This is a genomic window from Wandonia haliotis, from assembly GCF_039523435.1.
GTDB classification, from domain to species: domain Bacteria; phylum Bacteroidota; class Bacteroidia; order Flavobacteriales_D; family Crocinitomicaceae; genus Wandonia; species Wandonia haliotis.
The window spans coordinates 802,622-814,474 of record NZ_BAAAFH010000011.1 but is presented as its reverse complement, the minus strand read 5'-3'; the positions used below and the strand labels follow the sequence as shown (position 1 = coordinate 814,474).

Genomic DNA, 11,853 nt, shown 5'->3' with positions numbered 1-11,853 from the left:
TATGAGATTGAACTGTAACTTCCTGAAGGTTTTATTTGTAGTAACAATACTGACTTTAGTTAGTTGTTCTGATAATTACAAACAGAGACGTATATATACTGAGAATCTGGAGTTGATCCTTCAATATCCCGAATCTTTTAGGGAGATGGACGCTCATCAGTGGAATGAACTTTTAATCAATTTAGAGGCTCAAAATACCGGTAGGAATGTGGATTTGAGTTCGTTTTACAGAGCCACCACGCAATTGGTTATTCAACATTCCGAGCTTGATTATTTTTTTATCACTACTCAGAGTCGAAAACAATTTTCAAAGCTGGAAAAAACGTTTAAGGAGGCTAACAGGCTCATTAATGAAGAAAACTATACAATGGTCAACTTTATTTTTCCGGATGTCGTTTTTGATTCAATTTCTGCTACCATCAATGTAAATGGTTATGATTTTTTTAGTTACAGGGTAAAAGCGAGTTGGTATGGTTTCATCCAGTATGCAGAAATTTTACGAGCAGAAGTAGATAAGAGTGTACTTACAACGGGCATTTTTTATCAGGATACTCTCTTTGGGAACCAAATGAGAGAGGCTTTTGTTTCTTCAAAGATCAGATCGAGGTGAGGAAGGGATGTGTATAGTAATTTTGACCGGCTGTATTCTGAAAAGAACAGACTGAAACACAGGTTAACTATTCATTAAAAAGCTTAACTTATTCGTATTTAGCGGAATAAATTTATAGATTTGAGCTATAAACTTGTCGTTATGAAAACAGTAAACTTATACGTGTCATTATTTGTGTTTGCTATTGGCGGGCTATACACGCAGCCAGTAAATGCACAAATCTCTATTAAAAAACCGAAAGTTAATATCTCTAAAAAGGATTCAAATGAGGGGAAAAGTGAAAATTCGGGTAATCTAAAAGATAAATTAGATGGAAAGCCGGAATACAATCCTGACGATCCCGTATATAGAGCGTATTCAAGAACACGTGATAATTTAAAATCTGCTCAGGGGATTCTCGATGGTTCGACATGGGATTTAAATAGAGAAACGGAAAACGAGCAGGTTATCAAGGATTTAAAGAAGGTAGAAGAGGGGCTGAGTGAGTTAAAATCATTAGGAGAGGATAAAAAGAGTTATTACAAAGAGTTTGAAGAGAATTATACGAATCTGGAGCAGAAGCGTACCGCTGAAATGAAAGAATACGAAGTTGTTGCCGGTTATGATAAAAAATTGGAAAGTTACTATCGCTGGGTTGTCATGGGGCATGAAATGAATGATAAGACATTAGAACCATCTTATTCAGGATACTATTCTTTCAAAGAAGATTTTCAAACAAAACAACCGGAAAAGTATAAAGGGGATTATGTGCAGAAGAGAATCACTGCGGTAGATAATTTCTTTGAAGTTGAAGTATATCAACAGCTTGATGATTTGGAGAAAGATGTAGATAGAGTAATTAAAAATGCTCACAAACCTAACTCTCGTGGAGAGGAAGACTACTTGTTAAATGCAAAGTCGCATTTCAAAAAAATGGAAGAGTTATCTAAAACGATTCAATTCAAAAAAGAATATCTGCTAAAAGATAAATCTAAAATAAATGAAATCGAAGCTAAGTTGAATAAGGAAAAAAGTACGTTAGGGGAGTATATAGATAGTGGAAAGTGTGATGCATATCGTGCGAAATACGAAAAAGAGCTGGTTGATGCTGTACGATTGGGTGGAAAAGCAATGAGTAATACAAAATATGAAGCAATGGCTTCAAAAGGAGTGGAAAGTGGAACTCCTGTAAGAACGGTTATTACTTCAGCTGTCTGGCAGGTAAAAAAGAATGATTTCGGCTATCCCCAATACAAATATCTGGATGTAGATATCGCAGTTAAAAAAGAGGGGAAATGTTACTTGTCGTATGGACAAATAAGAAGAAACTATGAAGGAGGAGGAAGTTATGGAGGTGAATACTTCAATTATTGGGGAATTCAGTCCGAAATGAATTGTGATAATGTTAATAAATAACTAGGAGAGAAAGTATATTCTTTTCCGGGTAAGAGTGGTTTAACGTTGGTTTGAACCACTCTTTTTTATTGATTGAAAGCAGGATGGTTGAATCTTATTATCTTTAGTTGAATGAAGGGGAAGAGTAGCCGGAAAAGGTTGATGGGAATATTGGCAGTGGGAATCCTTTTTTCACTTGGAGTTTGGAAATTAGTACAGACAGTAAACCTGAATCCCTTTCATACGGTTGGGGAAGAAATAGACAGTCTGGATGGGGTTACTGTCTATTTTAATGGGGGAGTTAATAATGTGGAAGAACGGAATGTGGCAGGTACGTATAATTTAGGATTAAAGTACCAGTGTGTTGAGTTTGTAAAACGATACTATTATCAACACTATGGCCATAAAATGCCGGATGCTTACGGGCATGCCAAATCCTTTTTTGATCCAGCGATTGCAGACGGGAAGTATAATGCGCAGAGAGATTTGTTTCAGTATGTTAATCCATCTGCTAAACGACCGGAAAAGGGAGACCTACTTGTGTTTGGAGCCAGTTGGTTCAATCCTTACGGACATGTGGCTATAATCAGTGAGGTGCAAGAAAATAGCATAGAAATAATTCAACAGAATGCGGGACCCTTTTCCTCATCCCGTGAGAACTTTGAATTGATCTTGGATAAAGAGGAGAAATGGGAAATCCTTGAAAGGCGTGTGTTGGGATGGCTTAGAAAAGAAGAACGTTAGCCATAGAAAGTATTAGAGGAAACAATTCCGAAGAAGGAATCCCCCAACCAATATATACTCCAGCTTTATCTGAATAAGTTCAAGGCGGAAATGTTTGACAGAATACTTATTCTTTCACAATCCGCACACCAACAAATTTGTCTTCTTGAATAATCCGTAGAAAGTACATTCCACTTTCCAGATCAGAGACATCTAATGAGGAAGAGATAGTACCTGATTTGACAGATCTTCCGGAGGGATCAATCAATTGATAGTTTGCCGATTCCCAATTTTCAGGTACCTGAATCTGAAGGACAGAACGTACCGGATTAGGGAAAACCGTTATAGTTGCCGAATTTTCGTTTTCGGATAGATAAACGAGTGTTTGATCACTTGTAATCCCGGAGGGAATTTCTTCATTGGGACCTACTTTGATTAGTGTAACTGCTGAACCACCATTGGTCCAGGATGGATCCATTCCGAATCCGACTAAAACTGCTCCACCGTCTTTTGAAATAATCATTTGATGGCATTCATCCGGGTTTTCTCCTGAAAAAAATGCAGAAGTACCGTTCCAATACATATCAGTATGGTACTTTGCAAATAAAAGATCCGGTCCGTTCGGATAAATATCCTCTTCAATCCAGGCAGTAATAAACATACTGTTCATATCACGCACAGCAACATTGCTCAGGAAGTCATCTTCCGGACGGCTGTCAATATTTTCGTACAAGATATCGCCGTTACTGTCCAGTTTAGTCATCCAGTGATCCCTTTGGTTTTCTGTATCTAATGTCATTTCACCTACACCGTATACGTCCGAATTGAATTCGTACAGACTTCTGAAAGCTGCTGTTCCATCGGTTCCATGAAATTTTTCCCAGAGAATTTCTCCCGAATTGATATGTATAAGTGCCAGATACCCGGTTTTTGTATCTGCGATAGAGGAAGAAATTCCACCAATAAGAACGGTTGTGTCTGAAAAATTGATTGCAGAGTAACCAATGTCTCTTCCCGCTGTGCGAATATACTTGGTCCAAAGCGTGTCTCCGTTAGCTTGCGTACGAACCATATACAAATCCTCTTCCTGACTCATAAGTCCGTCGGTTTCCCCGACCATAAATAGACCTTCATCCTGTAGAAGAACGGCATCCCATAGTCGTTCCCAATCATCTGATCCATAGGTGCGTTCCCATTCAGGTTCTCCGGATTCATCAGTTTTTATCAGGTAAAAATCGAAATCAGAATAATTGCTAAAACTATTGGAATATCCGGCGATCCAGAAGCCTATATTCTCTTTATGAAATACCCGGCGTCCCCAGTCCGATTTGTCTCCTCCGTAAGAACGGGACCAGAGATAGGTTCCCATACTGTCAACTTTGAGAAGAAAAGCTCTGGAAGGTGCGTCCTGAAAACTACTGGAAGCCCCGGTTATCACATAGCTGGAATCATCCAACTGCACAAGTCCCTGACCGTAATCAAAACCATTCTCTCCATACGTTTTAAAAAAGGAAATCTGTCCGAAGCTAAATCCGGAAAAGAATAATGTGATAATAAGTATTAATCTATTTTCCATGTGATGCGTCCTGTTAATGATTGTCCTAATCCGTTTTTAGAGACAGCTCCGTAAACGTCTTGTGTTCCTAGACCAAGATAAAATTGTCCCAGTTTCAGGTCTAAATAAAAACCACCCCGCAATTCACCGAAACCTCCGTAGGAAGCCTGCGCCCCGATTGCAATGACCGGATGGGGTTGGTAGTGAATTCCGGCAAATACCTGTGGAAGATAAATAGCATTTGTATATACATTGATCCCGAAGAAAGGTTGAAGTTTGGCCGGGTTGGTTCGGTCAACAATTTTTGCTAACTGAATATAACCGGGTAACCAAACAGCTTTTCCACCTTCTGAAGGTCGGATATTTAAAGAATCAGCTAGACTGAACTCTTCGTTTCCGTTCCCGAAAGAACTCGTTAATTCACTGATCTCAAAACCGGAATAGCGATACATGGTATCCAGCGAATAGTTTTTTGTTTGATTGTTAAAGAAAGCTACACCAATATTCTCTGCTTTTAAACGGATATAAGCCGTTTTTGCTTTTCCCCAGGGGATTTCGATTCGGAAATCAGCATCCAGAGCAAACCCCAGTCCATTTGACATTCCTCCGGATGCGGAAGAATAATCTCCTTTCAAAAGAAGACTGACGGAATCTGTTTGAGGAGATTGTCTGTATTCCCCGTTCACAAAATGCATCTTTGTAAAACTCTGTGCATTGACCAGGTTGAGGGAAATAGCACTTTTTGATCGTTTATCAACGACTCCGAATCCGATTTTTTGATAAGTTATCTGATCGAAACGCAAATCCGTCAGGTCAGCCATATTATCCGTTACGTGAGCGTTGCCTTTGAATAGAAGAGAAAAAGCATCGCGGGTAAATTGAGCTCCGGCATAAATTTCATATCCGGCTTTTACTAAAAAGCCCCAATCTTCTTTACCGAATAAGTTCACAGTGTAATTTCGGTATTCCAGTCCGGATGAAAATGTTCCGCCGAATCGGTTACGGGGACGTCCTGCAGCATTTTTCAGAGATGCATCTTTCATCTCGTCCGTGATGTAGCCACCCCAGAGTAATGTATTGGCAAATTCAGTGCGAATTGTATTACTGTGATAGAAAGCATCTCCGTGAAGAATAAACTCACCTTTAAAGTACGAAGTGTCGTGTTGAAGAGGGAGAATCTCCTGAGCGGTTGTGAAGTTAATTCCCAGAAGAAAAGTAATGCATCCTGAAATAAATCTGTTGTTCATGTGTTCCTTAGAATTTTACCGTCAGTTTAAGGTTGGTAAATAACTTGAAAGCAATAAATTGTCCGTTATAGAATGTGCTGATACTTCCGGATTGAGGAGTGTCAAATACAGCTTTTACGACGAGGTTTTCGAGATCTTTCAGTTTACTGGTTTCTTCCTCTGATAATGTAATTTGAATTTTCGATTTTTCAACATCCGGAGCACTGTTGGCAAGGGACGTTGATCCTTTGATTTTCTGATCGCCTGATTTCTGGAAAAGTACGGTGTTAGTAGCATCCAGAAATTCAAGATGAAGATCCGCATCAAACGAGTATGAATTGCTGGCTTCAATTTCAATAGTACCGCTTTTCACACTGATTGTTCCCTGTGAATTGTCGTAATTCAAAGCGAAAGTATCGGCATACGTCAGATTATTCATTCCGATTGCAAGGGGCATATTGGCTGTTAGAAAAGCACGTACAGTACTGTGGCTGAAAAATTCATCATAACCACCACTGGTATTTCCCCAGGGATTCAGTTCAAAAGCATAACCTACCCGCATGAATTTAGGAATGTTCTCAAGAAAAGCTTCAATGGTAGAATTACTTTGATCAAACTGAATGTTGTGAACGGATGGAACAAGTGAATTCCAGTCACCTGTCGCCTGATTTAACCAAATCCATGGACCTAGTTCGGGGTGAGAAAGTCCTACACTTGAACCGGATACTCCGTCGTTTTGAACTTGTGTGAATTTAGCACGGGCACTCGTTTTTAGACCATTTTCAACACGGATATTCAGCGAAATGTTATCCAGATCAATAGCTCCGGCAACAATCGAGTTCATGAGGTCAAAATCAAAGGTTGTTGTATCACTGAAGGACTGATTACCAAAATAACCGCGTGCATACGATGGTGTTAGCTTCTTGAATTCGACATTAAACCGAACAGTATCCTGGCTGGTTACGGTCACCGGATCTCCGTTTGGATCAGAACTAACCGATACCTGAGACTGGATAATATTGAAAGAACTTCCGTCTTGTCCGGTGAGATCAATCTCATATCCACTTAGGTCAAGAACTTCGCGTGTTGTACTTGGAGAAGAAAGGCTCCCCGGAGGAGCATTAATCGTTTTGGAGTAGACAATACCATCTTTTTTAACAGAAGGCAGAGTCAGTGTAAGTATAGTCGGAGCGTTAATCGGAGAGGAGATTTCAATGTCTGCCATTCCACTTGCAAGTACTACCTTTTTGAGTATGAGATCCGCCACTTCGAAAGTATGATCTTCTGTTTCATTCAGAAAGCTGAACCCGGGAGGAACATTTACTTCTGATACTGCTATGGCCACATTTTGCCGAATAACCGTGTCCGGAAGCTGAAGCAATGAATCAATATTGAGATTTAGTAAATCACGATTGATAACCAGCTGGTAACTTCCATCCGCATTAATGTCCAGTATAGAATCTGTTACAAGTTTACTCAGGGTTAGTGAGTCATGTATAAGGGGGACCCGCCAGTCGCTGTCCCAGGAAGCTTTTTCCTTTCGGCAGGAAGCAAAAAGTGCGACAATTAGTATAAGCGTAGCAATATTTCTCATCAATACAAAGAAAAACATATTTTGTGAAAGGACGTAGTATAAATGAATGAGGTTGGTATAAATTATCTCAATTTGAGATCGTTTTCATGGCGGAACAATGCGAATTCTTATATATTCGCACTGTGATTAAGGAAAAGTTAAATATTGATATTAATAATCCGGATGCATTGTCTTTGATGCAGCGTTTGTTCCGTTTTGTTTTCGGAAAAGATCGACCTGATTTGTTGACGCGTTCTTATTTCTTTACTCACCTGGTGGCTGCCAGCTTATTTTTCTTTTGGTATATTTCTGCTTATCTATCGATTCACTTTTTAGAAAATATCCGGGGGGCTTTGCGTCTCAAAAAGATGATTACAAGAAGGGGAGTAGAATTAGGAGTGGATAATTTCAGAGAGGCGTACGAAACGCTGGCTTTTATAATGATCATTGTTTGGATTATCTATCTGGCTGGTTTAATCCTACTGTGGCGAAAGAATAAAATATACAGGTATTTTATGTTCCCGGTGTTAATCGCATATCCTTTATTGATTGTTTTCTTTTTAAACATCACCTATATTTTGGAAGATGTATCGTTGTTTGATTATGTGCTTTACCTGATAATGTTGGTTTCTCTTTTAGTTTACTACTGGATAGACAAAAGAAGACGAAGCAGAGAAGAGGAGGATGCTGAAATTTCAGTTGATTCTGAATCAGGAGAAGCAGCTGCTGCATTACCGGAAGGAAACTAAACTGCCAAATACTATTTCTTTTTCTCGTAGCGAATAACGGAATAATTCCCCTTAAAGCGATTACTGTCCACAGGTAAATACATTTCGTCCAGTTGTTTTCGTAATTGTTCATTTCCCAAACCGAATTTACTGTCCGCATCCAGATATTGAATCGGGAAGATGAGTGCGTTTGTATCCGGGATTTCCTGCATGGAATAAACAGGGAAAAGGTTATGCGGAAACAAGTCTTTTCCATGTGTCATTTCTTGAAACCATTCGGGGTTATAGTGATAGATAAGTGTAAGGTCAAATGTCGGAGGGCTGATAAGTATGGAGCCTTTTGATGTTTTCAGGTATTCTGCAATTTTATCGGTTTCCCGGTTGTTTCCTTTCCCCGGATTAAAAAAGAGACAAAAAGTAAAAACAGGAAGGAGAGCGGTCCATCTTAATGTTCTGGAAGAACTTGTGAAAAAGTAAGCGACAATCAGATAAAGTGGAAGAGAAAGAAAAAATAAATAACGGTCAAGAAATAGATGGACATGCCAGAAAAAGGAAAGTCCGAAAAGTGGAAGATAGGTTACAAGAAAGAAAAGACTCAGGATGGTCGCGGGATGCCTGAAGTTTAACCGGGTAAAGAGAGAGGTGAGGAATTTTCTTTTTTCATAGAGGAAAAAAACTCCCCAAAGTAAAAGAAAGATCATGACATACTTTCCGTTAAAAAACTTGTTGATTTGACCGTACAATTCAGTCCATTGTGCCGCAGGAACCCATGTTCCCGTCTCATTGACGTGAGATACCCGAAGAGCTAATAAGCGAAGAATAGGAGCAGAAGTAATCAATACGGTAGGAATTAGTACCAACACTAGTTGGGTAATACGCTGAACACGCTTTTTCTTTTCCCGTTCTGTGAAAGCAAAATACAGAAACATACAACCGGTTGCTGCTATAATAACGGGAGAAATATAATGTGTATAGAATAGCGCACTGAGTGTTAAACCGGTTACCAGATGATTTTTTACAGAAATTTCTTTATTCGCTTTCAGTAAAAGCAGAATTAGAAGCGCATAACCAAATACAAGTAAGGGGTAAGGTCGCGCTTCAAGGTCGTGATAAAAGTGAAAATTAGAGAACACGAAAAAAAATCCGGCAATCAACCCAACGGTATTGCCTCCTGTTTTTTGTCCTGCTCTATAGATAAGCGGAATCGTAAATAAACCGAAGATAAGAGACAAAGAGCGAACGGCTGCTGGGCTTATTCCAAACCACTCTATCCAGAAATGTAGTAAAACAAAATGGAGAGGGGGATTATTCTCATTTTCAAAAAGCGTGAAAAGTTCCGGGATAGATTGTTGGCTATAAAAAATTGAAAAAGGCTCGTCCAGATCAATTGAAAATGAACGAATAAAAAAAAGAGAAAGGATAAGCTTTAGTATCAGAAGAATACCAATCTGAAAATAGGATTTCTGAAAAATTCCGCTCATAGTACTTCCAAATGACGGTGCAAGATACAAAATGTTGCAGGAATAAAGCAGGTGAAGCGGCAAATCACAGCACGCATAAGAAATCAGGGAGCAATTAATTTCTTAAAATTTCTTAAAAACCATAGATTAATTTACCTTTGTCACCGGAATTGGCGGTTGGGGCGTGGTGTTGGGTTCCTGCTGACTACTTCAAGATGTTGAATAATACATGGTTAAAAACGGATGGTTGACTTGGTGAATTATGTGGTGCTGTCATTGTACGGATTAGCGTTGCTATTAATTTTCTGTTATAGTGTTTTACAGCTTTCACTAGCTATTTCCTATTGGAGAAGTAAACGAAAACGTGATAAAATGAAACGTCCGGATTTTGATCTGGAGAAGGCTCCTTTTGTCACTGTTCAGTTACCGGTTTTCAATGAGTTATATGTTGTTGAACGACTGATTGAAACAGTGGCACGTTTTGATTATCCTAGAGATCGTTTTGAAATTCAGGTATTGGATGACTCTACGGATGAGACAGTAGACGTTATTGCGAAGAAGGTAGCTGAGATAAGAGCAACAGGAATCGATATTCATCATATTCATCGTACAAACCGTACTGGATATAAAGCAGGAGCTTTGGCAGAAGCGATGGATAAGGTCAAGGGAGAATTTATCGCCATTTTTGATGCAGATTTTCTTCCTAATCCGAATTTCCTGATGGAGACAATCCCGTATTTTGATGATCCTAAAGTAGGGGTAGTGCAAACGCGTTGGTCCCATATCAATAAAAACTATTCTCTTTTGACAGAGTTACAGGCTTTTGGTCTGAATGCTCACTTTAGTATTGAACAATCGGGAAGAAATGCTGCCGGACACTATATCAACTTTAACGGTACAGGTGGTGTGTGGCGTAAGAAAACAATTTCCGATGCCGGAGGTTGGGAACACGATACACTTACGGAAGATCTGGATCTTTCTTATCGTGCTCAGATGAAAGGCTGGAAGTTCAGATACCTTGAGAATGTTACTGCTCCTGCTGAGTTACCGGTTGCAATGTCTGCCCTGAAAAACCAACAGTTTCGTTGGACGAAAGGTGGAGCAGAGTGCTTCCGTAAGATGTCAAAAACATTGCTTACAACAAGAGGACTTAAATTCTCTGATCGTATTCACGGACTGGCACATTTGTTCAACAGTTCTGTTTTTGTCTTTATCTTTTTCACAGCTATTTTAAGTATTCCGGTGTTGTTGATTAAAGCTTCTACGGATAAATACGATACAGTGATGATGGTAGGGTCTTTCTTTATTCTGTCGACTGTATTTCTAATGGTGTATTACTGGTTATCTTACAGAGATAAAACGAATAATTCTGTTTTGTCTTTTATTCGGTTTATAGGCAGATTTATTCAGTTTCTTACCGTTTCGATGGGCTTATCGTTGCATAATACGATTGCTGTTATGGAAGGATATTTTGGCATTAAATCATCATTCGTACGAACACCGAAGTTTAATATTTCAAGTGGAAAACAAGATTGGAAAGCCAATAAATATGTTGAGAAAAAGATCAACCTCGTAACTGTATTAGAAGGCCTTTTATCACTTGTGTTTTTGGGAGCTGTGGTATTTGGAATCGTCATGGGTGATTATGGTTTGATTCCTTTCCATGCGATGTTGTTTATTGGATTTGGTTTGGTTTTCCTGTATTCAATTGGGCAAATGACCTGGCTGAATAAACGTTCCGGAAAACTGGAACTGGCAGAAGAAATTTAAAAGAAACACTATAAAAATAAATGCCCGGTTGGTTGGACCGGGCATTTTTGTTTTCGTCTAATTCAGACTATTCATCAGGTGATTGGCATTACTTTCAAAATCAAACGAGTTATGAAGTAAAAAGTAATTTTGTTGGTCGGCTGTATATGCGTATGCATATTGAGCTACTTCAAGACGATTACTGTCAAAGTCAAATGTTCTTAACACTTGTTGGAGTTGTTGTACACTAATTCCACTGGAACGAATAGCGTTTTTCGCAAGATTTACTCTGTTACTGTCAAAAGATGCTTTTCTGAGTTGGTGTAAAAACCCCTGAAAAACCTGAGGTTGCATACCCATTCCATAGTGATTGTTCCATCCGTTTCCATGTCCGTTTCCGGGATGATGTCCGTTCATAGGCGGTGTATTTGGATGCGGAGGGCAAATCTGTACGGGAGGAACCGGTTGTTGGTGCAGTGGCGTAATGCTTGCATGAAGTCCGTTCCATTGATTCCAGCTGGCAATAACATGACTATTAGCGGGGATCTGGAGTTGTCCCTGGTATACTACATCCCAGTATCCCTGATGCGGACCAAAACTACGTCTCCATCTGAAAATTCGAAGTGAATGATTTCCCTGCTGGATATTATTCAAATACAATGTGTTGCCATTTGATTGTTGACTGAATCCGTTCAATTCAAACATAAAACGACCTGCTTCTGAAGTTGTTAAGGTCAGATTAGCTGTTTGGTTACCCGGATAATTTGGGAAAGCTGCTGCGAAATTCATCCCTATCGCGATGATAATTCCTGTGAGTAATAATCTTTTCATGACCTAACGTTTTTGTATTTGAAA

At 39.2% G+C, this 11,853-nt stretch carries 10 protein-coding genes; 5 read left to right on the top strand and 5 right to left on the bottom strand.

Annotated features, from left to right (window positions below):
* Position 1 precedes the first annotated feature (1 nt).
* The 3 genes from ABDZ97_RS12025 to ABDZ97_RS12015 all read left to right on the top strand — a co-directional run bounded on the left by ABDZ97_RS12025 (position 2) and on the right by ABDZ97_RS12015 (position 2,728).
* Positions 2 to 610 carry a type 1 periplasmic-binding domain-containing protein gene (locus tag ABDZ97_RS12025; RefSeq protein WP_343787947.1) on the top strand — a complete coding sequence of 203 codons (609 nt, stop codon included), beginning with the start codon at positions 2 to 4 and terminating at the stop codon, positions 608 to 610.
* 141 nt (positions 611 to 751) lie between these two features.
* Positions 752 to 2,005 (top strand): hypothetical protein, encoded by a 1,254-nt coding sequence (locus ABDZ97_RS12020; protein WP_343787945.1) that lies wholly within the window; start codon positions 752 to 754, stop codon positions 2,003 to 2,005.
* A 141-nt stretch (positions 2,006 to 2,146) separates the two neighbouring features.
* The gene (locus ABDZ97_RS12015; protein WP_343787943.1) at positions 2,147 to 2,728 is read left to right on the top strand and encodes a CHAP domain-containing protein; all 582 of its coding nucleotides are present in this window, start codon (positions 2,147 to 2,149) and stop codon (positions 2,726 to 2,728) included.
* Between the two features lie 106 nt (positions 2,729 to 2,834).
* On the opposite strand, the gene ABDZ97_RS12010 is transcribed toward ABDZ97_RS12015, so the two are convergent.
* The 3 genes from ABDZ97_RS12010 to ABDZ97_RS12000 are packed head-to-tail and all read right to left on the bottom strand — an operon-like array spanning position 2,835 to position 7,100.
* Positions 2,835 to 4,283, bottom strand: coding sequence for a T9SS type A sorting domain-containing protein (locus tag ABDZ97_RS12010; protein WP_343787941.1), 1,449 nt, complete (start codon positions 4,281 to 4,283; stop codon positions 2,835 to 2,837).
* The gene (locus ABDZ97_RS12005) at positions 4,268 to 5,509 is read right to left on the bottom strand and encodes a DUF5723 family protein (RefSeq protein WP_343787939.1); all 1,242 of its coding nucleotides are present in this window, start codon (positions 5,507 to 5,509) and stop codon (positions 4,268 to 4,270) included. The genes ABDZ97_RS12010 and ABDZ97_RS12005 overlap by 16 nt, the downstream gene beginning before the upstream one ends.
* A gap of 7 nt (positions 5,510 to 5,516) precedes the next feature.
* The gene (locus ABDZ97_RS12000) at positions 5,517 to 7,100 is read right to left on the bottom strand and encodes a hypothetical protein (protein WP_343787936.1); all 1,584 of its coding nucleotides are present in this window, start codon (positions 7,098 to 7,100) and stop codon (positions 5,517 to 5,519) included.
* A 104-nt stretch (positions 7,101 to 7,204) separates the two neighbouring features.
* Here ABDZ97_RS12000 and ABDZ97_RS11995 point away from each other — a divergent pair, with 104 nt between their 5' ends.
* Positions 7,205 to 7,810 (top strand): hypothetical protein, encoded by a 606-nt coding sequence (locus ABDZ97_RS11995; protein WP_343787934.1) that lies wholly within the window; start codon positions 7,205 to 7,207, stop codon positions 7,808 to 7,810.
* An 11-nt stretch (positions 7,811 to 7,821) separates the two neighbouring features.
* Here ABDZ97_RS11995 and ABDZ97_RS11990 read toward each other — a convergent pair whose 3' ends face one another.
* Entirely contained in the window at positions 7,822 to 9,270 is a 1,449-nt protein-coding gene (locus tag ABDZ97_RS11990) for a glycosyltransferase family 39 protein (RefSeq protein WP_343787932.1), read from the bottom strand.
* Positions 9,271 to 9,621: 351 nt separating this feature from the next.
* On the opposite strand from ABDZ97_RS11990, the gene ABDZ97_RS11985 reads away from it, so the two are divergent.
* A complete protein-coding gene (locus ABDZ97_RS11985; RefSeq protein WP_343787930.1) occupies positions 9,622 to 11,019 on the top strand; it encodes a glycosyltransferase in 1,398 nt (465 codons plus the stop codon).
* A gap of 57 nt (positions 11,020 to 11,076) precedes the next feature.
* On the opposite strand, the gene ABDZ97_RS11980 is transcribed toward ABDZ97_RS11985, so the two are convergent.
* Positions 11,077 to 11,829, bottom strand: coding sequence for a proline and serine-rich protein 1 family protein (locus ABDZ97_RS11980; protein WP_343787928.1), 753 nt, complete (start codon positions 11,827 to 11,829; stop codon positions 11,077 to 11,079).
* Positions 11,830 to 11,853: the final 24 nt, after the last annotated feature.